The sequence below is a fragment of the Streptomyces sp. CA-146814 genome (genome assembly GCF_050942385.1).
Lineage (GTDB): Bacteria > Actinomycetota > Actinomycetes > Streptomycetales > Streptomycetaceae > Streptomyces.
The window spans coordinates 4,118,846-4,144,627 of record NZ_CP192068.1; the positions used below are offsets into that span (position 1 = coordinate 4,118,846).

General features: G+C 71.4%; 20 protein-coding genes, 4 tRNA genes and 1 other RNA gene. 15 read left to right on the top strand and 10 right to left on the bottom strand.

The annotated features are described in order from the left end of the window. Positions 1-8 precede the first annotated feature (8 nt). Both ACQP09_RS18215 and ACQP09_RS18220 read right to left on the bottom strand, forming a co-directional pair. Positions 9-1,685: an Eco57I restriction-modification methylase domain-containing protein gene (locus ACQP09_RS18215; protein WP_433400929.1), complete on the bottom strand. Its 1,677-nt coding sequence runs from the start codon at positions 1,683-1,685 to the stop codon at positions 9-11. Positions 1,686-2,000: 315 nt separating this feature from the next. Then, positions 2,001-2,088, bottom strand: a tRNA-Ser gene (locus ACQP09_RS18220). A gap of 144 nt (positions 2,089-2,232) precedes the next feature. Here ACQP09_RS18220 and ffs point away from each other — a divergent pair. From ffs to ACQP09_RS18250, 6 genes are all read left to right on the top strand, one after another. After that, an RNA gene (gene ffs / locus ACQP09_RS18225) (signal recognition particle sRNA small type) lies at positions 2,233-2,327 on the top strand. Positions 2,328-2,430: 103 nt separating this feature from the next. Then, the gene (locus ACQP09_RS18230) at positions 2,431-4,671 is read left to right on the top strand and encodes a DNA polymerase III subunit gamma and tau (protein ID WP_433400932.1); all 2,241 of its coding nucleotides are present in this window, start codon (positions 2,431-2,433) and stop codon (positions 4,669-4,671) included. Between the two features lie 150 nt (positions 4,672-4,821). Further along, entirely contained in the window at positions 4,822-6,072 is a 1,251-nt protein-coding gene (purD, locus tag ACQP09_RS18235) for a phosphoribosylamine--glycine ligase (protein ID WP_433400935.1), read from the top strand. A 321-nt stretch (positions 6,073-6,393) separates the two neighbouring features. Further along, positions 6,394-8,136, top strand: a complete 1,743-nt coding sequence (locus ACQP09_RS18240; protein WP_433400938.1) for a hypothetical protein — start codon at positions 6,394-6,396, stop codon at positions 8,134-8,136. 161 nt (positions 8,137-8,297) lie between these two features. Continuing rightward, on the top strand, positions 8,298-9,752 hold the full coding sequence (locus tag ACQP09_RS18245; RefSeq protein ID WP_404060888.1) for a N,N-dimethylformamidase beta subunit family domain-containing protein: 1,455 nt from the start codon (positions 8,298-8,300) through the stop codon (positions 9,750-9,752). Between the two features lie 107 nt (positions 9,753-9,859). Continuing rightward, positions 9,860-10,774, top strand: coding sequence for a phosphoribosylaminoimidazolesuccinocarboxamide synthase (locus ACQP09_RS18250; protein ID WP_433400940.1), 915 nt, complete (start codon positions 9,860-9,862; stop codon positions 10,772-10,774). Between the two features lie 64 nt (positions 10,775-10,838). Here ACQP09_RS18250 and ACQP09_RS18255 read toward each other — a convergent pair. From ACQP09_RS18255 to ACQP09_RS18290, 8 genes are all read right to left on the bottom strand, one after another. Continuing rightward, positions 10,839-10,914: transfer RNA gene (locus ACQP09_RS18255), tRNA-Gly, on the bottom strand. A 23-nt stretch (positions 10,915-10,937) separates the two neighbouring features. After that, entirely contained in the window at positions 10,938-11,591 is a 654-nt protein-coding gene (locus ACQP09_RS18260; protein WP_433406646.1) for a response regulator, read from the bottom strand. Between the two features lie 14 nt (positions 11,592-11,605). Continuing rightward, a complete protein-coding gene (locus ACQP09_RS18265; RefSeq protein WP_433400943.1) occupies positions 11,606-12,916 on the bottom strand; it encodes a sensor histidine kinase in 1,311 nt (436 codons plus the stop codon). A gap of 31 nt (positions 12,917-12,947) precedes the next feature. Next, positions 12,948-13,760: an ABC transporter permease gene (locus ACQP09_RS18270; protein WP_432149295.1), complete on the bottom strand. Its 813-nt coding sequence runs from the start codon at positions 13,758-13,760 to the stop codon at positions 12,948-12,950. After that, complete coding sequence (locus ACQP09_RS18275) at positions 13,757-14,779, bottom strand: ABC transporter ATP-binding protein (protein ID WP_433400946.1); 1,023 nt, start codon at positions 14,777-14,779, stop codon at positions 13,757-13,759. The genes ACQP09_RS18270 and ACQP09_RS18275 overlap by 4 nt, the downstream gene beginning before the upstream one ends. A gap of 132 nt (positions 14,780-14,911) precedes the next feature. Continuing rightward, positions 14,912-14,984 (bottom strand) — tRNA-Gly (locus tag ACQP09_RS18280). 79 nt (positions 14,985-15,063) lie between these two features. Continuing rightward, positions 15,064-15,135 (bottom strand) — tRNA-Gly (locus tag ACQP09_RS18285). Between the two features lie 214 nt (positions 15,136-15,349). Beyond that, complete coding sequence (locus ACQP09_RS18290) at positions 15,350-15,685, bottom strand: histone-like nucleoid-structuring protein Lsr2 (RefSeq protein WP_432149293.1); 336 nt, start codon at positions 15,683-15,685, stop codon at positions 15,350-15,352. A 454-nt stretch (positions 15,686-16,139) separates the two neighbouring features. Here ACQP09_RS18290 and purS point away from each other — a divergent pair, with 454 nt between their 5' ends. The 9 genes from purS (at position 16,140) to purM (ending at position 25,632) form a co-directional block, all read left to right on the top strand. Then, the gene (gene purS, locus ACQP09_RS18295; protein WP_356753779.1) at positions 16,140-16,391 is read left to right on the top strand and encodes a phosphoribosylformylglycinamidine synthase subunit PurS; all 252 of its coding nucleotides are present in this window, start codon (positions 16,140-16,142) and stop codon (positions 16,389-16,391) included. Continuing rightward, entirely contained in the window at positions 16,388-17,068 is a 681-nt protein-coding gene (gene purQ / locus ACQP09_RS18300) for a phosphoribosylformylglycinamidine synthase subunit PurQ (protein ID WP_404060869.1), read from the top strand. Before purS ends, purQ begins: the two co-directional genes overlap by 4 nt. After that, positions 17,065-19,314 carry a phosphoribosylformylglycinamidine synthase subunit PurL gene (gene purL / locus ACQP09_RS18305; protein WP_433400951.1) on the top strand — a complete coding sequence of 750 codons (2,250 nt, stop codon included), beginning with the start codon at positions 17,065-17,067 and terminating at the stop codon, positions 19,312-19,314. Before purQ ends, purL begins: the two co-directional genes overlap by 4 nt. Before the next feature lie 105 nt (positions 19,315-19,419). Further along, positions 19,420-19,950, top strand: coding sequence for an ArsR/SmtB family transcription factor (locus ACQP09_RS18310; protein ID WP_433400954.1), 531 nt, complete (start codon positions 19,420-19,422; stop codon positions 19,948-19,950). 43 nt (positions 19,951-19,993) lie between these two features. Further along, on the top strand, positions 19,994-20,845 hold the full coding sequence (locus tag ACQP09_RS18315; protein ID WP_433400957.1) for a M23 family metallopeptidase: 852 nt from the start codon (positions 19,994-19,996) through the stop codon (positions 20,843-20,845). A 10-nt stretch (positions 20,846-20,855) separates the two neighbouring features. Then, complete coding sequence (locus ACQP09_RS18320) at positions 20,856-21,659, top strand: sterol carrier family protein (RefSeq protein WP_433400960.1); 804 nt, start codon at positions 20,856-20,858, stop codon at positions 21,657-21,659. 87 nt (positions 21,660-21,746) lie between these two features. Continuing rightward, a complete protein-coding gene (locus tag ACQP09_RS18325; RefSeq protein ID WP_433400963.1) occupies positions 21,747-22,586 on the top strand; it encodes an META domain-containing protein in 840 nt (279 codons plus the stop codon). 385 nt (positions 22,587-22,971) lie between these two features. Next, entirely contained in the window at positions 22,972-24,498 is a 1,527-nt protein-coding gene (gene purF, locus ACQP09_RS18330; protein WP_003968043.1) for an amidophosphoribosyltransferase, read from the top strand. A gap of 60 nt (positions 24,499-24,558) precedes the next feature. Beyond that, complete coding sequence (purM, locus tag ACQP09_RS18335; protein ID WP_433400967.1) at positions 24,559-25,632, top strand: phosphoribosylformylglycinamidine cyclo-ligase; 1,074 nt, start codon at positions 24,559-24,561, stop codon at positions 25,630-25,632. The last annotated feature ends 150 nt before the right edge of the window (positions 25,633-25,782 follow it).

Below are 25,782 nucleotides of genomic sequence, written 5' to 3' on the forward strand. Positions count from 1 at the left end.
CTGTTCTCCTAGTCAGGAAGCTCGGCAAGTCCGTAGACGCGCAGGGCGGCCTCCGTGGCAGCCCTCACGTCTCGCTTGTCGAAAGCTGCCGACAGGGCTTCTCGGTCCCGCTCGCTGATCGCTGCAGGGTCAGGTACGCGGATCTTGCGGAGGTACTGAGCCTGGAAGCGGAGGGTCCCCCCTCGCATCTTGACTGCGTACGCCTCCACGAAGGCTTCTGCGACTTTGGAGAGCAGCAGACCACCCAGTACGCGCATGTCCCAGACATCCGAGACGATGAAGTACAGGTTGTGGTGAGGGTACAGTCCGCCCTCGTCGAGTACCGGATGGATCGTCAGCTTCATGTCCGGGAGCAGCAGCTTGGGCCGCCGAGTCAGCGCGTGGTCGACCTTGTCGATGGTCTTGTACCAGCGGTGTGGCTGCTTGACCGCCACGTAGCGCTTGCGCAACGCGGCTCCGTGTTCGTCGAGATACTTGGCAAGCCGGGGATACGCGGCGAGGTCGACCAGATCGCCGTTGGCCGTCCAGGGGTTGACCAGGTAGGTGCCGTTCCAGTTGAGCGTGCCGCTCGTGGTGTCGCGGACCATGGCCATCGGCAGGAGCCGGTCGTCTTCGATCAACGTGCCGTCGTCGGTGAGGAAGACCTTGTCCGCTCCCGTGGCGATGCCGATGCCGACTCGGGTACCGGACTTCTTGCTCTCAAGCAGGTCGAAGCGCTCTGTCAGTTCCTCGAGGACTGCCAGTCGTGCAGGTGAAGCACTCGGCCAGGAGTCCTCGTCCGGGAACCAGTGCGGCATCCGAGCGGCCTGGAACGCTGGTGTCGTGACCGACTCTGTCTGGTCAGTCGCGTACCAGCGTGCGAAGGCGGTGGCCTCAGGAGCACCGAAGGCTCGCGTGGTGTCCGCTGCCACAGCGGTGCCCTGGGGCCGCTTGCTGATCAGCGTGATGGCGGGGTAGGCGGAGACCTGGTCGTCGAAGGCGTCCGCATCGTGCATGACCAGAGCCAGGTCCATGCTGAAGCTCTTGGTCACCAGATGGCGCAACTGCCGGCCGTACTGATTGCGCATCCAACGGTCCGCGCAGATGAAACCCAGCTGTCCGCCTGCCCCGAGACTTCGAAGGGCGACTTCGAAGAAGCCGACGTAGATGTCTGCGCGGCCGCCCATGGTGGGACACGCGTGACGATAGACAGCCATCCTGTCCGCCGGGACGTCCTCCAGGCGGATGTAGGGCGGGTTGCCGACCACGTAGTCCGCGTGCTGGGTCCCTTCGGGCTGGAGTAGGTAGTCACCCTGCTCGACCCAAGCCGCCGCCACCTGCTGGGCATCTGTGGGGTTCCAGCCATCGTCGACCAAGTGCTGCTCGACGACTTCGCGGCTCCTGCGGACGTTGCGCTCCAGCAGATCGAGCGCACGCACGGCATGGCTTGCGTCACTGATGGGACGGTTCTGCTCGCGGCAGGATGCGCTGATCCGCGAAGCCACGGCTCCTAGAAAGGCTCCTGACCCGCAGGCCGGCTCCACGAGCTTCAGGTCGCAGAGGGCTTTGTCAGAGGTGTATCCCACGAGGTCGAGGATCAGATCGACGACCCAACGCCGGGTGAACACCTCGCCGTGCTCCACGGCCTCCTCGGGGACTGAGGGGAGGGTGCGGAGGGCGGTGTCGAAGAACAGGGGAGTGGCCACGTCTTGACACTACTAGGGAGGATTTCGGCCACGAGAGTTATCCACAGGGTCGCTCGCGCTCAACGGAGTGATCTGTTTCGTCTGCGGAGCATGAGGCTCGTGGACCTCGCGGGATCGGCATCCACTCGTACCCATGATCAACGAGAGCGAGCTCTGGCTCGTCGGCCTTGAGGGGGTGCACGGCGGAGGAGAGCGGACCAGCAACCGAGCCGATGCGTCACCTCGCAGCAACTGAGACCAAAACTGAGACCACCAACGTCGAAGGGCCCCGCAGCAAGCTGCGGGGCCCTTCAACGTATTGCCCGGTGAGAGCAATGGCGGAGGATACGAGATTCGAACTCGTGAGGGGTTGCCCCCAACACGCTTTCCAAGCGTGCGCCCTAGGCCACTAGGCGAATCCTCCGCCGCAAACAATACAAGACGTTGGAGGGTGCTCGCGAACACGTTCGCCGAAGATCGTCCGGAAGGGCCGTGCAGGTCGTCCGGCGGGGCGGGTGGGTGGACGGGTGGGTGGACCGGAGGGGGTGGGGATCCGCTAAGGTGGGCGTCAGCCCCTCACGTGGCGCTATCTGACTGAACTCCCCCAGGGCCGGAAGGCAGCAAGGGTAGGTCGGCTCTGGCGGGTGCGTGGGGGGCCCTTGCGTTCCGTGGGCCCGTGGGATCTGCCGGGTACGGAGTCCCGGCCGGAGCCCGCGTTCGGGCCGTGTGGGATCGGTTGTCGGTGCGCCCCGATAACCTCGTAGATGTGTCGTCCCTTGCGCTGTACCGCCGCTACCGCCCCGAGTCGTTCGCCGAGGTCATCGGTCAGGAGCATGTCACTGACCCGCTCCAGCAGGCCCTGCGGAACAACCGGGTCAATCACGCGTACCTGTTCAGCGGGCCGCGCGGCTGTGGAAAGACGACCAGTGCGCGCATCCTCGCCCGCTGTCTGAACTGCGAGCAGGGGCCCACGCCGACCCCGTGCGGGGAGTGCCAGTCCTGCCAGGACCTCGCGCGGAACGGGCCGGGGTCCATCGATGTCATCGAGATCGACGCCGCCTCCCACGGTGGTGTGGACGACGCCCGTGATCTGCGCGAGAAGGCGTTCTTCGGGCCCGCCTCCAGTCGTTACAAGATCTACATCATCGACGAGGCCCACATGGTCACCCCGGCGGGGTTCAACGCCCTGCTGAAGGTGGTCGAGGAGCCGCCGGAGCACCTCAAGTTCATCTTCGCGACCACCGAGCCCGAGAAGGTCATCGGGACGATCCGGTCGCGTACGCACCACTACCCGTTCCGGCTCGTTCCTCCGGGGACCCTGCGCAGCTATCTCGCCGATGTCTGTGGGAGGGAGAACAGCGCCGTCGCGGACGGGGTCCTGCCGCTCGTCGTGCGCGCCGGGGCCGGGTCCGTGCGTGACTCCATGTCCGTCATGGACCAGCTGCTGGCCGGTGCGGGCGACGACGGTGTGACATACGCCATGGCCACCTCGCTCCTCGGGTACACCGACGGCTCGCTGCTCGACTCGATCATCGACGCCTTCGCCGCCGGTGACGGCGCCGCCGCCTTCGAGGTCGTGGACCGGGTCATCGAGGGCGGCAACGACCCCCGGCGGTTCGTGGCCGATCTGCTGGAGCGGCTGCGCGACCTGGTGATCCTCGCCGCCGTGCCCGACGCCGGGGAGAAGGGGCTCATCGACGCCCCCGCCGATGTCGTCGAGCGCATGCAGGACCAGGCCTCCGTCTTCGGTGCCGCCGAGCTGAGCCGCGCCGCCGACCTGGTCAACGACGGGCTCACCGAGATGCGCGGTGCCACCTCGCCGCGCCTTCAGGTGGAGCTGATCTGCGCCCGGGTCCTGCTTCCGGCCGCCTTCGACGACGAGCGGTCGATGCAGGCGCGGCTCGACCGGCTGGAGCGCGGTGCGTCCGCCGCCGCTGCCGCCTCGTTCGCGGCGCCGCCCGCCGCCACGATGCCGATGGGGTACGTCCCCGGGCCCGACGCCCACGTCCCGCAGGCCGCACCCGTGGCCCCCGCCGGTCCGGACGCCGCCCGTGCCGCCGTACGAGGCGAGGCGCCGGCCCCCGCGCCCGCCGCCTACGCACCACCCGCCGCCCCCGAACCCGCCGCCCCGCAGCCCCCCGCCGAAGCTCCCGCCCCGCGGCCCGGGTCCTGGCCCACCGCCGCCGGTGGCGAGCAGGCCCGGCGCCCCGGCGGCTGGCCCACCGCGTCCGCCCCCGGTAGCGGCCCCGCCACCCCGCCGCCCGCCGCACCCGCACCGGCCGCGCCCACCCCGGCGGCCCCCTCCGCGCCCGCCGCCCCGCAGCCGGGCGGCCAGGGCATGGCCCAAGGCGCCGGCCAGGTCCAGAGCATGTGGCCCGACATCCTGGAGGCGGTCAAGAACAAGCGCCGCTTCACCTGGATCCTGCTCAGCCAGAACGCCCAGGTGAGCGGGTTCGACGGGACCACCCTCCAGCTCGGCTTCATCAACGCCGGAGCCCGGGACAACTTCGCCAGCAGCGGCAGCGAGGAAGTCCTCAAGCAGGCGCTCGCCGAGCGGTTCAACGCCCAGTGGCGGGTCGAAGCGGTCGTCGACACCTCCGGCGGCGGCGCGGCCCTCCCGCCCCCCGGCGCCGGACGCCCCGCCCCGCAGTACACGCCCGCCCCGACGCCCTCACCCTCCGCCCCGACCCCGACGGCGTACGAAGGCACCCCGGCGCACGCCCCCCAGCAGCACCAGTCCCCGCAGCCCGCCGCCCCGTCCTCGCCACAGCAGCCGCAACAGCAGCACCAGCCCCAGCACGCCCCGCCCGCCCGGAGCGCCGCTCCCTCCGCCCCCGAGCCCTCCCGCGGCGGGTACGCCTCCGAGCCGCCGCGCTCCGTCGCACCCGAGGACGACTTCGCGGAGGCCGACGATCCGGATCTCGTCGACTCCGCCCTCTCCGGCCATGAGCTGATCGTCCGCGAGCTGGGCGCCACCGTGGTGGAGGAGTTCACCAACGAGCAGTGAGGCAACGAGCAGGGAGGCGGCGAGGAGTGAGGCGGGGAGGAGTGAGGCGGGGAGCAGGAAGGCGGCGGCCCGGCTTCCCCGTGCGGGCGAGGCCGTCCACGGACCGGCGGCCGTCCGGGCCCCCCGGCCCCGGCGGCTAGGCTGCACCCCGTGAAGGTCCTCGTCATCGGCGGCGGCGCCCGCGAACACGCCCTGTGCCGCTCTCTGTCCCTCGACCCCGATGTCACCGCTCTGTACTGCGCCCCCGGCAACGCCGGCATCGCAGAGGTGGCCGAACTGCACCCGGTCGACGCGCTCGACGGTGACGCCGTCGCGCGCCTCGCGACCGAGCTGGGCGCCGGGCTGGTGGTCGTCGGCCCGGAGGCGCCGCTCGTCGCCGGGGTCGCCGACGCCGTGCGCGCGGCCGGCATCCCGTGCTTCGGCCCCTCCGGCGAAGCCGCCCAGCTGGAAGGCTCCAAGGCGTTCGCCAAGGACGTCATGGCCGGGGCCGGTGTCCCCACCGCCCGCAGCTACGTCTGCACCACGCCCGCGGAGATCGACGAGGCCCTCGACGCCTTCGGAGCTCCGTACGTCGTCAAGGACGACGGCCTCGCGGCGGGCAAGGGCGTCGTGGTCACCGACGACCTCGCCGCCGCCCGCGACCACGCGCTCTCCTGCGACCGCGTGGTCATCGAGGAGTTCCTCGACGGCCCCGAGGTCAGCCTCTTCGCCATCACCGACGGCACCACCGTGCTGCCGCTCCAGCCCGCCCAGGACTTCAAGCGCGCGCTCGACGGCGACGCGGGCCCGAACACCGGCGGCATGGGCGCCTACTCCCCGCTCCCGTGGGCCGACCCCAAGCTGGTCGACGAGGTCCTCGAAACCGTCCTCCAGCCGACCGTCGACGAGCTCCGCCGCCGGGGCACGCCCTTCTCCGGGCTGCTCTACGCGGGCCTCGCGATCACCTCGCGCGGCGTGCGGGTCATCGAGTTCAACGCCCGCTTCGGCGACCCGGAGACCCAGGTGGTCCTGGCCCGGCTCCGTACGCCGCTGGCCGGTGTCCTGCTCGCCTCCGCCAACGGCACCCTGGACGTCCTCCCGCCGCTCACCTGGCACGACGACGCGGCCGTCACCGTCGTGATCGCCTCGCACAACTACCCGGACACCCCGCGCACCGGCGACCCGATCGACGGGCTCGCGGAGGTCGCGGCGCAGGATGCGCCGGATGCGTACGTCCTGCACGCCGGGACCCGCGCGGAAGGCGGCGCGGTCGTGAGCGCGGGCGGCCGGGTCCTCTCGGTGACCGCGACCGGCAAGGACCTCGCAGCGGCCCGTGAGCGCGCCTACACCGCCCTCGGCCGCATCCGCCTCGACGGCTCCCAGCACCGGACGGACATCGCCCTGAAGGCCGCCGGAGGCTGACTCCGCCGGTCCGCCCGCTCCACCCGGCCCCTCGCGCCGCCCCCGAACGCCACCGACGTACGCGGGGCAGGCGCGAGGGGCCGTCCCGTGCGGGGGAGAGAGCAGCAGCCCTGCCCTATGGACGAGGACACGTCAGCAGCTTTGCCCAAAGCCATTCCATCGGGTGACGACTGGGCCAGACGGATGACGCCCGCCGGGACCCCAACTAGGGTGCGGCGCAAGCGTTCCGGCACTTGGCCCACCGGCATTGCGATGTCAGTGACGGGTGCCACAGTGGGGGAGTGAGCAACCGTCGCGGGGCAGAGGGGGTGACATCCGGCCGTGTCCGGTATCGACGTGGGTGAGGAGCTGGGTGCACGGGCCGCACAGGCCCGGGCGCTCGCCCTGCTGCGGATCCGCAGCAGAACACTGGCCGTGGTGATCACGCCTGCGGCCGTGGCGGTCGTGCTGTTCGCCGCGGGCGCCCAAGGGCACCTCGGCGGGCCCGTCTGGGACGGGGTGCGCTGGGCGGTGCTCGGTGTCGCCGTCGTGGTGCTGCTGGCGGCCGCCGCCGTCGCGGTCTCCGTCGCACGGGCCCGGCCCGCCGTGAGCCCGACCGTCCCCGTGCCGGAGGAAGGGGCTCCGGACCTCTACCGGCTGGTCCGCGACCTGGCCGACCGGCTCGGCGTCCCCGCGCCCTCCGCCATAGCGCTGACCCCGGACTGCGACAGCTGGCTGGAGGACCGCACCCACCGCGCCCACCGAAGCACCGGCAGCACCACCGGCAGCAGAAGCGACAGCACCGGCAGCAGCAGTGACAGCACCGGCAGCAGCATCAGCGGAGAAGCGACGCCGGAGGCCGGGAACGAGGCCAGGAACACCGCTCCCGTCCTCGTGATCGGCTCCCCCTTCCTCTGGTGGATGCGGGTCGCCGAGCTCCGCGCCGTCCTCGCCCCCGTCGTGGCGGGCACCGACGCGTCCGCCCACCCCGACATAGCCGCCGCCCGCCGCTTCGTCCGCGGTCTGGACGCCGCGGTGGCCGACGGAGCCGCCCCCGGCCGAGGAGCCTTCCGCGCCGTCCCGGCCGCCTTCACCGGCTGGGTCGCCCGGCTGCTGCTGCGCGCCTGCCGGGAGCACGCCGCCGAGATGGAGCGGTGCGTGGCCGTCACGGCCTCCATGCGCGCTCAGGACGTCGACTACGCTCTCCGCATCGCCGCCCAGGAGCAGGTCGGCCTCGCCTATGCCGGCTGGGACCGGCTGCTGACCCGGGTCGCGCTGCCCGCCTGGCGGATGGGCCGCTGGCCCTCCCGGCTGGACGCCGGCGTGGTCTCCGCCCTCACCGAGCTCTCCCGCCGGGACCGGCTGGCCGACGGCTTCACCTCGCGCCTCGGCGAGCGGCCCGCCTGCGACCTGCTGGAGGAGCCCGGCGTCGCCGACGAGGCCACATCGCTGCTCGCCGCCCGCCTCTTCCACGGCGGCCCGGCGGAGAGCGGTCCGGACTGGGCGCCGGTGGACTGGCAGCAGTATCCGGACGAGGTCGTCGACCGGAAGTGGCGTACGGAGGCGGCCCGGCTGCACCGGGTGCTCGACGCCATGGGCGTACCGCCGGCCTCCACGGCCGATCCGGCGGTGCCGACGCTGGCCCGCGTCATGGAACATCTGGCCGGTCCCGGCGGACCCGGCGAGGAGCTCGCGGCCGGTATCGGGGCGGCGGTCGCCCGCGATGACGCCCAGGCCCCGGCGCCAGGACCGGCCCAGCAGCCGGCCTCCGGCACCGGCGCGGACCCGCTCGACCTCTGGGGCCCCGACCCGCTGCCCCTCTTCCCGCTCCAGCCGCCGCGTACGGGCACGGAGCTGCTCGCCGACCACGTCGCCGCCATGGTCTGCTGCGCGGCCGTGGACACGGCGGGCGCGGCCCCCGGCCTCGACTGGCTGGACGGCCCCGCGCTCCTCGTCGACGGTGAACGCCGGGCGGACCTCGCCGTGCCGGTCCTCAGCCTCGTCGAGGACGGGGACCCGGACCCACTGCGCTCCTGGCTGGCCGATGTGGGCGTCCGCTCCGACAAGCCCGTACGCCTGGTGTGATCCCTGGGACGACCAGCGGACAGCGGCCGGAAGGAAAGGTTCCGTTCACGTCAATTCGCGACGAAGGGTGACGGAGTGCGTGCGTTATGTGATGTGCTGGGGATCGGCGCTGACATCGTGCGCGCCGGAGTTGTCCGGGGGACCTGAGGGAGGGGCGCGGCATGGGGGCGGAGCAGATTCGCCGGTGGGAGTCGGGCGCCCTTGCGCACGCGGTGAGCGACCCCTTCGGACAGGGCCCGCTGCCCTGGCTGCGCGGCAGTGAGAACTACTTCGACGACACCGGCCAGGTCGTCCCCTGGTACGCGGATCTCGGCCGCTCCACCGGCGGCGGAACCCGCCCGGCCGACGACGTGCACCGCCAGATCAAGGGCTTCGTCTCGCCCGGGGCGGCGGCCCCCGGCGAGGCCGTCGACTTCCACATCACCGTCGACCCGCCGCAGCAGTTCTCCGTGGACGTCTACCGGATCGGTCACTACGGCGGCGACGGCGCGGCCAAGATCACCACCAGCCCGCGCCTTTCCGGCATCGTCCAGCCGCCGCCGCTCGCAGCCGACCGGACCGTCTCCTGCCACCACTGGTGGATGTCCTGGCGGCTCCAGATCCCGAGCTACTGGTCGGTCGGCGCGTATGTGGCGGTCCTGACGACCGCCGACGGATACCGCTCGCACATCCCGTTCACCGTCCGCCACGACCACCCCGCCGACCTGCTGCTCCTGCTCCCGGACATCACCTGGCAGGCGTACAACCTCTATCCGGAGGACGGCCGCACCGGCGCCAGCCTCTACCACGCGTGGGACGAGAAGGGCCGGCTGCTCGGCGAGGAGGACGCCGCCGTCACGATCTCCTTCGACCGCCCGTACGCCGGAGCGGGCCTGCCGCTGCACGTGGGACACGCGTACGACTTCATCCGCTGGGCCGAGCGGTACGGCTACGACCTCGCCTACGCCGACGCCCGCGACCTGCACGCCGGCCGCATCGACCCCAGCCGCTACCGGGGCCTGGTCTTCCCCGGCCACGACGAGTACTGGTCGCTGCCCATGCGCCGGGCCGCCGAGCGCGCCCGTGACGTGGGCACCTCGCTCGTCTTCCTCTCCGCCAACACCATGTACTGGCAGGTGGGCCTCGCCCCCTCCGCCTCCGGCATCCCCGACCGCCTGCTGACCTGCCGCAAGCGCCGAGGCCCGGGCAAGTCCGCGCTCTGGCGCGAGGTGGACCGGCCCGAGCAGCAGCTGCTGGGCATCCAGTACGCGGGCCGCGTCCCCGAGGCCGGCCCGCTGGTCGTGCGCAACGCCGAGCACTGGCTCTGGGACGCCACGGACGCGGCTGACGGCGACGAGATCCCGGGCCTGGTCGCCGGTGAGGCCGACCGCTACTTCCCCCGGACGAGCCTGCCGGAGCACGACAACCGGATCCTGCTCGCCCACTCGCCGTACCAGGACTCCGAAGGCGCCACCCGCCACCAGGAGACCTCGCTCTACCAGGCCCCCTCCGGCGCGCTGGTCTTCGCCTCCGGCACCTTCGCCTGGTCCCCGGCCCTGGACCGCCCGGGCCACACCGACTCCCGGATCCAGCAGGCGACGGCCAACCTCCTCGACCGGATCTGCAAGCGCGACTGACCGGGTCCGTCCAGGGCGGAAAACACCGGGCCGGGCCCCGCGCGCGCTCCGGCCTCTCCGTACGGGACAATCGGAACCGCTCCTGGATCAATCTACGCGGAGGCACCGTGTCCGGTTTTGTAGAAAAGCCCGAGCCCGTGCAGGTTCCGGGCCTCACCCACCTGCACACCGGCAAGGTGCGTGACCTGTACCGGAACGAGGCGGGCGACCTCGTCATGGTCGCCAGCGACCGCATCTCCGCGTTCGACTGGGTCCTGCCCTCCGAGATCCCCGACAAGGGCCGCGTCCTCACCAAGCTCTCGCTCTGGTGGTTCGACCAGCTCGCCGACCTGGTGCCCAACCACGTCCTCTCCACCGAGCTGCCGCCCGGCGCCCCGGCGGACTGGGAAGGCCGCACGCTCATCTGCACGTCGCTGCGCATGGTCCAGGTCGAGTGCGTGGCCCGCGGCTATCTGACCGGCTCCGGGCTCGTCGAGTACAACGACTCCCGTACGGTCTGCGGCATCGGCCTTCCCGAGGGCCTGGTCGACGGCTCCGAGCTGCCCGGCCCGATCTTCACCCCGGCCACCAAGGCGGCCGTCGGCGACCACGACGAGAACGTCAGCTACGAGGAGATCGCCCGCGAGGTCGGCGTGGAGACCGCCGCCGAGCTGCGGCGGACCACGCTCGACCTCTACCGGCGGGCCCGGGACATCGCGCACCAGCGCGGGATCGTCCTCGCCGACACGAAGTTCGAGTTCGGCTTTGAGACCACCGAGGATGGGACCGAGCGGCTGATCATCGCCGACGAGGTGCTGACGCCCGACTCCTCGCGCTTCTGGCCCGCCGCCACCTGGAAGCCGGGCCGCGCGCAGCCCTCGTACGACAAGCAGTTCGTCCGGGACTGGCTGACCTCGCCGGCCTCCGGCTGGGACCGCGCGAGCGAGCAGCCGCCGCCGGCGCTGCCGCAGGAGATCGTGGACGCGACCCGCGCCAGGTACATCGAGGCGTACGAGGTCCTGACCGGCTCCAACTGGTCGTAGGAAGCAGGCAGTAGGCGATACGCAGAAGGCCCCGGTCGCTACCGACCGGGGCCTTCTGATCATCTGGAGCGGACGACCAGGTTCGAACTGGCGACCTCAACCTTGGCAAGGTTGCGCTCTACCAACTGAGCTACGTCCGCGCTGCGCCGAAGCGCGATGCTCACTATACCCAACCCCGCTCCCGCGCGAGACGCACCGCCGTGTGCCGGTTCTCCGCACCGATCTTGGAGGCGGCCGAGGAGAGGTAGTTGCGGACCGTCCCCTGCGAGAGCGAGGCCCGCTCCGCGATCTCCGCGACCGGCGCCCCGTCCGCCGCCAGTTCGAGGACCTCGGCCTCCCGGACGGTCAGCGGCGAGTCTCCGGCGGAGATCGCGTCGGCCGCCAACTCCGGGTCCACATATCGGTTTCCGGCGTGGACGGTACGGATGATCTCGGCGAGCCGGCGGGCGCTGACGGTCTTCGGCACGAACCCGCGTACGCCGGCGGCCAGCGCGCGCTTCAGATGGCCCGGCCGGCCGTGGCTGGTCACGATCATGGTGCGGCAGGCGGGCAGTTCGCTGCGGAGCGATGTGGCGACCTTCACACCGTCCGCGCCCGGCATCTGGAGGTCCAGGACGGCGACATCGGGCCGGTGTGCGAGGGCCATCGCGAGCGCCTCGGGACCGCTCGCCGCCTCCGCGACCACCACCAGGTCGTCCTCCAGCGCGAGCAGCGCGGCCAGTGCACCCCGGATCAGGTGCTCGTCGTCGGCGAGCAGCACCCGCAGGGGCCGGCCGGCGGAGTCCTCGGTGGTCATCGCGGAGCCTTCGGTGGTCATGTTCCCCTCGGTGGTCATCGTTCGTCCGAAGAAGCGGAGCGTTCGTCCGAAGCAGCGGCCTCGGAGCGGTTACGGGGAGCCGTCAGCGGGACCGTCGCCGTGACCCGGAACAGGCCGTCCCCGGCCGCCCCGGCCTCCAGCGACCCGCCCAGCGCCGCCAGCCGCTCCCGCAGCCCGGCCAGCCCCGAGCCGCCCTCACCCGGAGCGGCCGCGCCCGCCCCGTCGTTCTCGACCTCCAGCACCACCGAACCCGCCACCGTCCGGAGCCGGATCACGCAGACCCGGGGATCACCGTGGCGCAGGACGTTGGTCGCGGCCTCACGGACCACCCAGCCGAGGGCCGCCTGGACGGCCGGGGGCGCCCCGATCCCCGCCGGCCCTTCGGCGCCCTCCACCGTGCAGGTGATCCCGGCGGCCTCCAGCACGCCCTTGGCGCCGAGCAGTTCGGTGGGCAGGTCGGCCTCGCGGTAGCCCCGTACGACATCACGTACCTCCTGCTGGGAGGCGCGGGCGATCCGCTGCACCTCGACCATCTGGTCCACGGCGCTCGCGTTCCCGCGCTGGGCCAGTTCCACGGCCAGCTCGCTCTTCAGCGCGATCACCGCCAGGTTCCGGCCCAGCACGTCGTGCATGTCCCGGCCGAACCGCAGCCGCTCCTCCGCCACCGCGAGGCGGGCCTGCATGTCCCGGGCCTCCTCCGCCTGCCACATCACGGACAGGCTCCAGGCGCTCGGCCGGGTCGAGATGAGCACCAGCAGGGTGCCGACGAGCAGCGAGACGGCCGACCCGAACAGCGTGCGGCCGGGTACCCCGACGGCCCCCAGCAGCGCCACCACCGCCACCGCGCAGACCGCGCAGCGGAGCAGGTACGTCCGGACCGGGACGAGGAGCACGTACGGCGTCACGAACGCCAGGGGCAGGTCCAGCACCAGCAGGCTCAGCCCCGCGTCCTCGACACCGCCCACCGCCGCGAGGGCCACCAGCAGGCCGGTCAGCACCGCCAGCAGCGCCCCGGGGAGCCGCAGCCGCCGCAGCGGGAACGGCTCCACGCCCCGGTAGTGGGCGAAGGCGGGGCCCACGTTCCGGTTGCTCAGCACGCACTGGGCGGCGTTCACCGCGAGGAACGCCGCCGCCAGGGAGGCCGGCAGCGGGCCCTGGCCGAAGGCCTTGCCGAGCGGGAGCAGGCCCCAGGTCACGAGGAAGACCCACGGCAGCGCGCAGAGCGTGAGGCGGGTGTAGAGGTCGATGCGCTGGAGCTTGGTCCGCTCGTTCCAGCCGCGCCGCAAGCCCCGTACTCGACCGATCACCTCGTCCAGCCCCTTCATGTCGTCCCCGTGGCCCTGACCGCCGGCGTCGTCAGCCGCGCGGGTCCCAGCGGAACCACCGCTGCACAGCAAACACCGCGAACCCGGTCCAGGCCAGCGCCGCCACGGTGGCCGTGAGCAGGTCGCCGCCTTCGACACCGCCGAGCCAGCCGTGCCGGATGAGCGTCATCACACCGGTCAGCGGCAGCAGTTCGAACGCCGAGGCCAGACCGTCCGGGAAGACGTCCAGCGGGACGAAGATCCCGGAGCCGAAGAGCGAGACGAAGAACAGCGGCAACGTGGTGAGCTGCGAGGTCTGGACCGTCCGGGTCATCGCGGAGGTCGCGGCGGCCAGTCCGGACATCATCACCAGGCCCACCACCAGCCCCACCAGGAACAGCTCGGGCCGCTCCGGCGCGCTCAGGTCGAAGGCGATCGCGCCGGCGGCGACCAGCAGCACGCACTGGAGGAGCGCCAGCGCGACGGAGGGCAGAGCGGTGGCGGTGAGGATCTCGCGGTCGGTGATCTCGCCGGTGCGCAGCCGCTTGAGGACGAGTTCCTCGCGGCGGGTGACGTAACCGGTGACGAGGTTCATGTAGACGACCTGGACCAGCACGATGCCGATGCCGCCGGTGAGGGCGGCGCCCGCGATGGAGAGGCCGGTGCCGGCGAGGTCGATCTGCTGGAGCGAGGCCCGGATCGAGAAGATCATCACGACCGGCAGCACCAGGGCCAGGAAGATCGCGGACCGGTTGCGGATCAGCAGCACCAGCTCGGCGCGGGCGAGTGCGGTGAGCCGCCGTGCCGAGGCGGAGGCCTTGGAGGGGGAGCGGCCGGGGGCCGTCAGGGCGGTGGGCGTGGTCATGCCGTCACCTTCTTCGTCGTGTCGTCCGTGGGCTTGGTCCCCGCCCGGCGCGGATCGTCGGCGCGGGAGCGGAGCTGCGTGTTCGCGATCTGGAGGAACGCCTCCTCCAGCGAGGCGGAGCGCGCGTCGAGCCCGAGCAGCTGGACGCCCGACTCCCGGGCCCAGCCGAGGAGTTCGTGCAGCGACTCCTGGAGCCCGGAGGTACGGATCTCGATGCGCTGCCCCTCCGCCGCCGCCCGCAGCGAGAGCGGAAGGTGCCCTGCCGGTACGCCGTCGGGCAGCGTGAACCGGATCCTGGCCGGCTGCGACGCGGTGACCTCGGCGGTCGTCCCGGCCGTCACGATCTGCCCCTGGTGCATGATCGCCAACCGGTCCGCGAGCGCCTCGGCCTCCTCCAGGTAGTGCGTGGTCAGGAGTACGGTCGTGCCGCCGTCCCGGAGCGCCCGGATGAGGTCCCAGGTGTCCCGCCGCCCCTCCGCGTCCAGCCCCGTCGTCGGCTCGTCCAGGAAGAGCACCTCGGGCCGCGAGGTCAGGGCCAGCGCCAGGTCCAGGCGGCGCTTCTCCCCGCCGGACAGCTGCTTGACCCGCACCCCGGCGCGGCTCGTGAGGCCGACCATCTCCAGGGCCTCGGTGGCGGGCCGCGCGCCGGTGGTGCAGGCCGACCACATCCGCGCGGTCTCCAGGACGGTGAGGTCGGAGGGGAAGCCGCCCTCCTGGAGCATCACACCGGTCCGGGGCCGGACGGCGGCGCGTTCGCGGTACGGGTCGTGGCCGAGGACCTTGATGGTCCCGGAGGTCGGGAGCGCCAGGCCTTCGAGGAGCTCCACGGTGGAGGTCTTGCCCGCGCCGTTCGTCCCGAGCAGGGCGAACAGCTCGCCGCGGGCCACGGAGAAGGAGACGCCGGAGACGGCCTCGAAGCCGTCCTTGTAGCTGCGGCGGACGCCGTCCGCCGCGATCACCGTCTCCGCGTCTGCCGGGCCACCTGTCGTTCGGTCGCTGAGAAAGTCTTGGCTGGTCATGCTTCAAGCTTTCCGCCGGAGCGGGCCCGCGAGCCGTGTGCGCTGTCACCACTGCGCATGACAAACGTCATGGGCGCGGAGACGGACACGACAAAGGCCCTGATCGATTTCGATCAGGGCCTTTGTTTCCGGAGCGGACGACCAGGTTCGAACTGGCGACCTCAACCTTGGCAAGGTTGCGCTCTACCAACTGAGCTACGTCCGCAGTGCAGCCACTCGGCTTTCACCGGTGGAGCGAGCACTACTCTACCTGATCCAACAGAGTGGTCCGAAGAGTCGTGCAGAGCGGGTGACAGGAATTGCACACTGCGCCTTCCCCCTGGAAGGGGGATGTTCTACTACTGAACTACACCCGCACGCGGCTCGGGATCCGGCCTTCCGGCCTCGCCCCTCGGCGTGCTCCAGACTCTAGCCGACCTGCGGGGGTGTCGCGCAAGTCGGCTCCCGGCGGGTCTCCCGGACCGGGGGGCCGGCCGGCTCCCCGGGGCCCGGCTCCGCCCCTGCGCACCCCGCCCGCAACCCGCCTGACGGAGCGTCCGCCGAGCGGCGACGGACGCTCACGCCCCCGGCTCAGCCCGCCGCGTCGAACGCCTCGTACACCTTCTTCGGGATCCGGCCGCGGGCCGGCACCTCCATCCGGTGCGAGCGGGCCCAGGCGCGGACGGCCGCGGGGTCCGGGGCGAGGGAGGTGTGGTGGTACGACGCGGGGGTCCTGCCGTGCTTGCCAGCATTTGTCTGCTTTCGGCCGGCAGCCATGTAAGGGGCCAGGGCCTTGCGCAGTTTCTTCGCGTTGGCGGGATTGAGGTCGATCTCGTACGTCTTCCCGTCCAGGGCGAAGGTGACCGTTTCCGCCGCTGTTCCCCCGTCGATGTCGTCGGAGAGCGTAACCACTACGCGCTGAGCCACGGATATCGGTCCTTTCCTACGGCGTCGGCGCGTCGTGCGTGCGCCGATGCGCCGGCCTTCCGGCTGTCAGGCGGATGCGGATACGGATCGACTGATGTCGACTGTTCCGGTGTATTCCGGGTTGTTCCGGTCGTTCGGTGTTCCGGAGCAATGCTGCTTTCCCCGGTAATCATTTGTACAGCGGTCGGTACCGCATTGTGAAGCCCAGCCAATTACTTCCGCGTGTCCGCACGCAATCCGGGCATGATTTTTTCCCAGGACTTTTCCCGCATGTTGTCGCGGCCGATATCGCGGTGTGATCTGCGCCGAGACGGCGGCGTCCGCGCCCGCCATCCGTTTCCACCCGATATCTACCCGCGTAGAATTTTCGGCCAGGTACGCTGAGTGGACCCGCGGGGGTCTGGGGAACCCCCCGGAGAGACAGCCGCACCACACCACCACACCGGGAGTGCCAGTGGCACGCGTCGTAGTCGACGTCATGCTCAAGCCGGAGATCCTCGACCCGCAGGGACAGGCGGTGCAGCGTGCGCTGCCGCGTCTGGGCTTTGAGGGAATCGCGGACGTTCGTCAGGGAAAGCGTTTCGAGCTGGAGGTCGCGGGGCCGGTGGACGACGCCGCCCTCGCCCGTATTCACGAGATGGCCGAGACCTTCCTCGCCAACACCGTCATCGAGGACTTCGTCGTGAAGGTGGAGGAGGAGAAGTGACCACCCGTATCGGCGTCGTCACTTTTCCCGGCACCCTGGACGATCAGGACGCGCTGCGGGCCGTGCGGATCGCGGGCGCGGAGCCCGTATCGCTGTGGCACCGCGACAAGGACCTGCACCAGGTCGACGCGGTCGTCCTGGCCGGCGGTTTCTCCTACGGGGACTACCTCCGGGCCGGTGCGATCTCGCGGTTCTCGCCGGTGATGGAGCCGCTCATCGAGCAGGCGAAGGCCGGTATGCCGGTCCTGGGCATCTGCAACGGCTTCCAGATCCTGACCGAGGCGCACCTGCTGCCCGGTGCGATGCTGCGCAACAACCACCTCCACTTCATCTGCCGTGACCAGAAGCTGCGGGTGGAGAACGCGGAGACCGCCTGGACCTCGGACTACAGCGCCGGCCAGGAGATCCAGGTCCCGCTCAAGAACATGGACGGCCGGTACACCGCCGACGAGCACACGCTCGACGAGCTGGAGGCCGAGGGTCGGGTCGCCTTCCGCTACCTGGACGGCAACCCCAACGGCTCGCTCCGTGACATCGCGGGCATCACCAACGCGGCGGGCAACATCGTCGGTCTGATGCCGCACCCGGAGCACGCCGTCGAGCCGCTCGTCGGCACCGGCCGCACCGACGGCCTCGGTTTCTTCACCTCGATCATCAAGAAGCTGGTCAACGCATGAGCCTGGATACGGTCAAGCACGCGGCCGAGACCCCGGACGCCGGGCAGCCCTGGAAGGAACTGGGCCTCAAGGAGGACGAGTACGCCCGGATCCGGGAGATCCTGGGCCGTCGTCCCACCGGCGCCGAGCTCGCCATGTACTCGGTGATGTGGTCGGAGCACTGCTCGTACAAGAGCAGCAAGGTCCACCTCAAGCAGTTCAGCGAGAAGGTCCCGGTCAACGACGCGATGCTCGTCGGCATCGGTGAGAACGCCGGCGTCGTGGACGTCGGCCAGGGGTACGCGGTCACCTTCAAGGTCGAGTCCCACAACCACCCCTCGTACATCGAGCCCTACCAGGGCGCGGCCACCGGTATCGGTGGCATCGTCCGCGACATCCTCGCGATGGGCGCCCGCCCGGTCGCGGTCGTGGACCCGCTGCGCTTCGGCGCCGCCGACCACCCCGACACCAAGCGTGTCCTGCCGGGCGTCGTCGCGGGGATCGGCGGTTACGGCAACTGCCTGGGCCTGCCGAACATCGGCGGCGAGGTCGTCTTCGACGCCTGCTACCAGGGCAACCCGCTGGTCAACGCAGGCTGTATCGGCGTGATGAAGCACGAGGACATCCACCTCGCGAAGGCGTCCGGCCCCGGGAACAAGGTCATCCTGTACGGCGCCCGTACCGGCGGCGACGGCATCGGCGGCGTCTCCGTGCTGGCGAGCGAGACTTTCGAGTCGACCGGCCCGGCCAAGCGCCCGGCGGTCCAGGTCGGCGACCCGTTCCAGGAGAAGCTCCTCATCGAGTGCACCCTGGAGATCTTCAAGGAGAAGCTCGTCGCGGGCATCCAGGACCTCGGCGGCGCCGGGCTCTCCTGCGCCACCAGCGAGCTGGCCTCGGCCGGTTCCGGCGGGATGCGCGTCGAGCTGGACACCGTGCCGCTGCGCGACTCCTCGCTCTCGCCCGAGGAGATCCTCATGAGCGAGTCGCAGGAGCGCATGTGCGCGATCGTCGAGCCGCGGTACGTGGACCGCTTCCTGGAGATCTGCGAGAAGTGGGACGTCATCGCCACCGTCATCGGTGAGGTGACCGACGGCTCCCAGCTGGAGATCTTCTGGCACGGCGAGCAGATCGTCGACGTACCCCCGCGCTCGGTCGCCCACGACGGCCCGGTCTACCACCGCCCGTTCGCCCGCCCGTCCTGGCAGGACGCGCTCCAGGCGGACGACGCGGGCAAGCTGGCCCGTCCGGCGAACGCGGCCGAGCTGCGTGAGCAGGTCCTGAAGCTGGTCGCCTCGCCGAACCAGGCCTCCAAGGCGTGGATCACCGACCAGTACGACCGCTTCGTGCAGGGCAACACCGTGCTGGCGATGCCCGAGGACGCCGGCATGGTCCGCATCGACGCCGACTCCAACCTCGGGGTGGCGATGGCGACCGACGGCAACGGCCGGTACGCCAAGCTCGACCCGTACACCGGCGCGCAGCTCGCGCTCGCGGAGTCCTACCGCAACGTCGCCGCCTCCGGCGCCAAGCCGCTGGCCATCTCCAACTGCCTCAACTTCGGCTCCCCCGAGGACCCGGACGTCATGTGGCAGTTCGCCGAGGCCACGCGCGGTCTCGCGGACGGCTGCCTGGAGCTGGGCACCCCGGTCACCGGCGGCAACGTCTCGCTCTACAACCAGACCGGCGAGACCGCGATCCACCCGACGCCGGTCGTGGCCGTGCTCGGCGTGATCGACGACGTGAACCGGCGTACGCCCGTCGCGTTCGCGGAAGAGGGCCAGCTCCTCTACCTGCTCGGCGACACGGCTGAGGAGTTCGGCGGCTCGGCCTGGTCCGAGGTCGTCCACAACCACCTCGGCGGCCTGCCGCCCAAGGTGGACCTCGGCCGCGAGAAGCTGCTCGCGGAGATCCTCATCTCCGCCTCGCGCGACGGCATGATCGACGCCGCGCACGACCTGTCCGACGGCGGCCTGATCCAGGCCGTCACCGAGTCCTGCCTGCGCGGCGGGAAGGGTGCCCGGCTGGTCGTGCCGGACGGCCTGGACGCCTTCACGTTCCTCTTCTCCGAGTCGGCCGGCCGCGCGGTCGTCGCCGTGCCGCGCAGCGAGGAGCTCCGCTTCACCGACATGTGCGGCGCACGCGGTCTGCCCGTCGCCCGCATCGGTGTCGTCGACGGCGAAAAGATCGAGATCCAGGGCGAGTTCAGCATCCCGCTGAGCGAGCTCCGTACGGCCCACGAGGCGACGATCCCGGCGCTGCTCGCCTGAGCCCGCGTGTCGTTCGAGCCCCCGTCCGGGTCATCCGGGCGGGGGCTTCGGCTTTCCCGCACGCACCCCTTGATGGAAATTACGTAATTACGTAAGGTTGGTGTCATGGAGCAGGACCTGGAGCAGCGGGTCGCCGAGCTGGAGCGGCGGCTCACCGCGCTGGAGCGGCAGGACCATGAGTCGCCGCGCCTCGGCGACGGCGACTTCTGGGCGCTGGACGGGCTGAAACAGCAGCTCGCGGGTGTCGGAGAGGCCGGAGCCGACGGCGGGGTGCTCTTCACCGGAGCGGTCCGGCTGCCGACCGGCGAGCGTTACGAGTGGCAGTACGGAGCCCTCACCGGTGCCCTCCTCGAAGAGGAGGGCGAGGACGGTGACGGCGGAGCGGCCACGGCGGACTCACTCGCCGCGCTCGGCCATCCGGTACGGCTGCGCCTGCTCCGCGAGATCCTCGGCGGCCGCCGTACCGCCGCCGAACTGGCCGCGCTCGACGGCGTCGGCACCACCGGCCAGATCTACCACCACCTGCGCCAGCTGACCGGCACGGGCTGGCTGCACACGACCGGCCGCGGCCGGTACGAGGTGCCGGCCGCGCGGGTGGTGCCGCTGCTGGTGGTGCTGACGGCGGCGCGGCCGTAGAGCCGACGCCCACGGGAACGAACAGCCACCAACAGGGGGAAACATGTCCGTCCGCACTGTCCTCGCGATCGCCCTGCGGCTGTCCTGGGTGGTCCTGATCGCGCTGGTGATCGCCGACTTCCTCACGGATCTGCCCGGACCCGGGTGGACGACCACGTTCCTGCCCGCGGCCGTCGTGGCCGTGCTCATGCTGACGACCAGCGCCCTCCAGACCCGCGCCGCCGCACCCCGGGGCGAGCCGCGCGACCCGGTGGAGGTCGTCCCGCCGGTGACCGGCCGCTGGACGGCCCTGAACAGCCCGGCCGACAAGGTGCCGAGCCATGGGACGCACGTCTACGGGCAGACGTACGCGATCGACATCGTGGCCGAGCCCGGGACCGGTGACGAGCTCACGGACCGCCCGCTGTTCCGCTGGGTCTGGCCGGTCTTCCGCCGCAACCGCGCCTTCCCGGCCTTCGGCGTCCCGCTGCTCGCGGTGGCCGACGCCACGGTCGTCCGGGCGAGCGACGGCCAGCGCGACCACCTGAGCCGCAACTCGCTGCCCGCCCTCGCCTATCTGATGCTCGTCGAAGGCGCCATCCGCTCGATCCTCGGCGTGCACCGCGTCTTCGGCAACCACGTGATCCTGGACCTCGGCGACGGTACGTACGCGGCCTACGCCCACGTCCGGCGCGGCTCGCTCCTCGTGAAGGCCGGCGACACCGTCCGGGCCGGGCAGGAGATCGGGCGCGTGGGGAACTCCGGGAACAGCTCCGAACCGCACCTCCACCTCCAGCTGATGGACGGCCCGGACCTCGACGCCGCCCGGGGTGTCCCGTTCACCTGGCGAGGCGTCGGAGTCCCGGCAGGCGGCGAGACCTTCACCGTCGGCGCCGATGTCGGTGCGGCCGGTTAATCTCGGCCCCATGCCTCCGGCCAAGAAGCGTCCGCGCGCCTACGACCACCTCAGGACCCGGACCGCGGTCCTCGCCCAGTTCGCCCATGTCCACGACGCCGTCCGTCAGTTGACGCCCGAGCAACTCGCCCGTCCGACCCGGCTCGGCGACTGGACGGTGCGGGAGCTCGCCGCGCACATGGCGATGGTCCTCGGCAGCGTGAGCCGGTCCCTGGCCCTGCCGGAGCCGCCCGGACCCAAGCCCGCGCTCACGCTCCTCCAGTGGCCGCCCGCCACCGCCGCGTACGCCGCCCGGATCGCCGAGGACGTCGAGGAGCTGGCGACCGGCCGCCCCGACCTCGCCGCGCTGTACGAGGAGGTGGAGGCGGCCTACCGCGCGGACGTCCCGGCCTCCGGCACCGGCGACCGGCTGCTGCCGACCCGGGTCGGCTCCATGCGGCTGGCCGACTTCCTGGTCACCCGGGCCGTCGAGCTGACCGTCCACACGGACGACCTGAACGAGGCGCTCGGCCTGGAGATCCCGTACGACCGGCAGGCGCTGGCCGCCTGCGTCCGGCTGCTGGCGGACGCGCTCGCGGACCGTGCGCCCGGCGGTTCGGTCGAGGTGCGCGTCCCGCCGTTCGCGGTGGTCCAGTGCATCGGCGGCCCCAAGCACACCCGCGGCACTCCGCCCAACGTCGTGGAGACCGGCGCGCTGACCTGGATCCGGCTCGCCACCGGCCGTACGGAGTGGGCGCGGGCCCTGGCGGACGCCGAGGTCAGCGCGAGTGGCGAGCGCGCCGACCTGGCGGAGCTGCTGCCGCTGATGGGCTGAGCCGCCTCGTAGCGCACGCGACGGAACCGGAGGCGACAGAACCGGAGGCGACGGAACCGGATCGGGGGGCCGTTCCGTCCCATCGCCATGCACACACAACGTATGGCAGTCAGCGTCAGCGTCCTGGCCCTCCTCACCCTCGCAGCCTGCGGTACGGAACCGGGTTCCGGTTCCGGCGGCGGTGGCGGGGACGGCGGGGACACCGTGCAGAGCGATGTGCCGGTCACCGGGGTCGCGTGGAACGTGGAGTCCCTGACCGTCGACGGGAAGAGGACCGGGGCCCCGGATGGCTCCCGGCTGGAGATCGACCCGAAGGGCCGGGTCAAAGCCGACTTCGGCTGCAACCGCATCGGCGGCGAGGCCCGCGTGGAGGGCGACCGGATCACCGTGAGCCGGACCGTCTCCACGACGATGGCCTGCGGGGAGGGCGTCGACAGGTTCGAGAAGGCCGCCGTCGCCGCCCTCGAGGGCGAGCTCACCGCGAAGCTCAGCGGCGAGAAGCTGACCCTCACCACCGAGGGCGGCGACACGATCGCGCTCAGCGAGGAGAAGCCGGCCGAGCTGGTCGGCACGCGGTGGGCGGTGAACACCCTGCTCAGCGGCGAGACGGCGATGTCCGTGCCCGCCGACCTCCCGAAGGAGCGGGTGCCGTACCTGACCTTCGGCGAGGACGGCACCGTCCACGGCAACTCCGGCTGCAACTCCTTCCACGGCAAGGCGACGGTCAAGGGCTCCACGATCACCTTCAGCCCGCCGGCCGGTACCCGGAAGATGTGTCCGGAGGCGGAGATGGCGACGGAGCGCGCGGTCCTCGCGGCCCTGGACGGCCCGGCGACGTACACGATCAAGGGCTCCACGCTCACCATCACGGCCGACGACGGCAAGGGCCTCGGCGCGACGGCCGCTCCGGCGAAGGGCGAGGGGTGACCGGGGGCAGCAGAGGGAAGGCGACCAGGAGCAGCCTGGCTGAATCCCGGCCGCTGGTGTGAGTCTCACCACGAAACGAGCGTTCGGCCGACGGCCGTGGCGGGTTCGGGCCGGGTTCACCGAGCGCCACGGCCGGCCGGCCGTGGCCGGGCCGTTCCGTACGGCCATTACCGGCCGGTAACCGCCCTCGCGACCCGGCAGTGAGCCTTCGGGCCGGCCCTCGGTCCCCGCCGGCCCCACCCGTACGTCACACAGCGTCACCGCTCGAAGTCCCGCGAATCACCCGCCCGCCGCGGTGGCCGCAGCCGTTCCCCGTGTTCCGTGCCGCCTCCGCCCACCGGTCCCCAATTCGGACCAGTGGTCGATCTCGCCTACACTCGGTGCCGTGCCCCGTGGTGATGGACGACTCAACCACGACCTGCTCCCCGGAGAGAAAGGCCCCCAGGACGCTTGTGGCGTCTTCGGTGTCTGGGCTCCGGGTGAAGAGGTCGCCAAGCTCACCTATTTCGGACTGTATGCCCTGCAGCACCGCGGACAGGAATCCGCGGGCATCGCAGTGAGCAACGGGTCCCAGATCCTGGTCTTCAAGGACATGGGACTGGTCTCGCAGGTCTTCGACGAAACGTCTCTGGGTTCCCTCCAGGGCCATATCGCGGTCGGTCATGCCCGCTACTCCACCACCGGTGCCTCGGTGTGGGAGAACGCGCAGCCGACGTTCCGTGCCACCGCGCACGGCTCGATCGCCCTCGGTCACAACGGGAACCTGGTCAACACGGCCCAGCTCGCGGAGATGGTCGCCGACCTCCCGCGCAAGGACGGCCGCGCCACCCAGGTCGCCGCGACCAACGACACCGACCTGGTGACCGCGCTGCTCGCCGGGCAGCGCGACGAGGACGACAAGCCGCTGACCATCGAGGAAGCCGCCGCCAAGGTGCTCCCCGACGTCAAGGGCGCGTTCTCGCTCGTCTTCATGGACGAGCACACCCTCTACGCCGCCCGTGACCCGCAGGGCATCCGCCCGCTGGTGCTCGGCCGCCTGGAGCGCGGCTGGGTGGTCGCCTCGGAGTCCGCCGCGCTCGACATCTGCGGTGCCAGCTACGTACGCGAGATCGAGCCGGGTGAGCTCGTCGCCATCGACGAGAACGGCCTGCGCACCTCCCGATTCGCAGAAGCGAAGCCCAAGGGCTGTGTCTTCGAGTACGTCTACCTGGCCCGTCCCGACACCGACATCGCCGGGCGGAACGTGTACCTCTCCCGGGTGGAGATGGGCCGCAAGCTGGCCGCCGAGGCGCCCGTCGAGGCGGATCTGGTCATAGCGACCCCGGAATCCGGCACTCCCGCCGCGATCGGGTACGCGGAGGCCAGCGGGATCCCGTTCGGCGCCGGACTGGTGAAGAACGCCTACGTCGGCCGGACCTTCATCCAGCCCTCGCAGACCATCCGCCAGCTCGGTATCCGGCTCAAGCTGAACCCGCTGAAGGAAGTCATCAAGGGCAAGCGCCTGGTGGTCGTCGACGACTCGATCGTCCGCGGCAACACCCAGCGCGCGCTGGTCCGGATGCTCCGCGAGGCCGGGGCCGCCGAGATCCACATCCGGATCTCCTCGCCGCCGGTGAAGTGGCCCTGCTTCTTCGGCATCGACTTCGCGACCCGCGCCGAGCTGATCGCCAACGGCATGACCGTGGACGAGATCTGCACGTCGATGGGGGCCGACTCGCTGTCGTACATCTCGATCGACTCCATGATCGAGGCGACCACGATCGACAAGCCCAACCTGTGCCGCGCCTGCTTCGACGGTGAGTACCCGATGGAGCTCCCGGACCCGGAGCTGCTCGGCAAGCAGCTGCTGGAGACCGAGCTGGCGGCAGGGCCCGCAGCCACCGCCGCGGCCGACGCGCTGCGCCGTCCGTGACCCGGACGCGCCGCCGCCTCTCCCACCAGCCCCGTTTCTCCACACGAAAGATCCCAGGCCATGTCTGAGACAACAGGTGCTTCCTACGCGGCCGCCGGCGTCGACATCGAAGCCGGTGACCGCGCCGTCGAGCTGATGAAGGAGTGGGTGAAGAAGACCCAGCGTCCCGAGGTCGCCGGACTCGGCGGGCTCGGCGGCTTCGCCGGCCTCTTCGACGCCTCGGCGCTCAAGAGGTACGAGCGTCCGCTCCTCGCCTCGGCCACCGACGGCGTCGGCACCAAGGTGGACCTGGCGCGTCAGATGGGCGTGTACGACACCATCGGCCACGACCTCGTCGGCATGGTCGTGGACGACCTCGTGGTCTGCGGTGCCGAGCCGCTCTTCATGACCGACTACATCTGCGTCGGCAAGGTGCACCCCGAGCGTGTCGCGGCGATCGTGAAGGGCATCGCCGAGGGCTGTGTGCTCGCGGGCTGCGCGCTGGTCGGCGGCGAGACCGCCGAGCACCCGGGCCTGCTCGGCCCGGACGACTTCGACGTCGCCGGCGCCGGTACGGGCGTGGTGGAGGCGGACCGGCTGCTCGGCCCGGACCGGATCCGCGAGGGCGACGCCGTGATCGCGATGGCGTCCTCCGGTCTTCACTCGAACGGGTACTCGCTCGTCCGCCACGTGGTCTTCGACCGGGCCGGCTGGACCCTGGACCGCGAGATCGCGGAGTTCGGCCGGACGCTCGGCGAGGAGCTCCTGGAGCCGACCCGGATCTACTCGCTGGACTGCCTGGCGCTCACCCGCACCACCGAGGTCCACGGCTTCAGCCACGTCACCGGCGGCGGCCTCGCGAACAACCTGGCCCGGGTCATCCCGGACGGGCTGCACGCCACCGTGGACCGCTCCACCTGGACGCCGGGCGCGGTCTTCGACCTCGTCGGCAAGGCCGGTCAGGTCGAGCAGCTGGAGCTGGAGAAGACGCTGAACATGGGCGTCGGCATGATCGCGATCGTCCCGGCCGACTCGGTGGACGCCGCGCTGACGACCCTGGCCGACCGTGGCGTCGACTCCTGGGTCGCGGGTGAGATCACCGGCCGCGGTGACCACACCACGGGCGCCGAGCTGACCGGCAGCTACGCACGCTGAACCGTACGTACGGTGAGTGCGCCGGTCTCCCCGCCCGGCGCACCGCACATCGGGGCCGACCGTCAGGACACACCCGCGTGTGTCCTGATCCGGGTCAGGACACACAGAACCCGGCTCGGGGCAGGCCCGGACCGGGTTGATGTGTCAGCG

Bases quoted from the DNA above. Each gene is read 5' to 3' on its own strand.
- ACQP09_RS18245 (WP_404060888.1), top strand. From the start codon at position 8,298: ATGGGGGCGGAGCAGATTCGCCGGTGGGAGTCGGGCGCCCTTGCGCAC.
- ACQP09_RS18260 (WP_433406646.1), bottom strand. From the start codon at position 11,591: ATGACCACCGAAGGCTCCGCGATGACCACCGAGGACTCCGCCGGCCGG.
- ACQP09_RS18265 (WP_433400943.1), bottom strand. From the start codon at position 12,916: ATGAAGGGGCTGGACGAGGTGATCGGTCGAGTACGGGGCTTGCGGCGC.
- ACQP09_RS18270 (WP_432149295.1), bottom strand. From the start codon at position 13,760: ATGACCACGCCCACCGCCCTGACGGCCCCCGGCCGCTCCCCCTCCAAG.
- ACQP09_RS18275 (WP_433400946.1), bottom strand. From the start codon at position 14,779: ATGACCAGCCAAGACTTTCTCAGCGACCGAACGACAGGTGGCCCGGCA.
- purL (WP_433400951.1), top strand. From the start codon at position 17,065: ATGAGCCTGGATACGGTCAAGCACGCGGCCGAGACCCCGGACGCCGGG.
- ACQP09_RS18310 (WP_433400954.1), top strand. From the start codon at position 19,420: ATGGAGCAGGACCTGGAGCAGCGGGTCGCCGAGCTGGAGCGGCGGCTC.
- ACQP09_RS18315 (WP_433400957.1), top strand. From the start codon at position 19,994: ATGTCCGTCCGCACTGTCCTCGCGATCGCCCTGCGGCTGTCCTGGGTG.
- ACQP09_RS18320 (WP_433400960.1), top strand. From the start codon at position 20,856: ATGCCTCCGGCCAAGAAGCGTCCGCGCGCCTACGACCACCTCAGGACC.
- ACQP09_RS18325 (WP_433400963.1), top strand. From the start codon at position 21,747: ATGCACACACAACGTATGGCAGTCAGCGTCAGCGTCCTGGCCCTCCTC.
- purM (WP_433400967.1), top strand. From the start codon at position 24,559: ATGTCTGAGACAACAGGTGCTTCCTACGCGGCCGCCGGCGTCGACATC.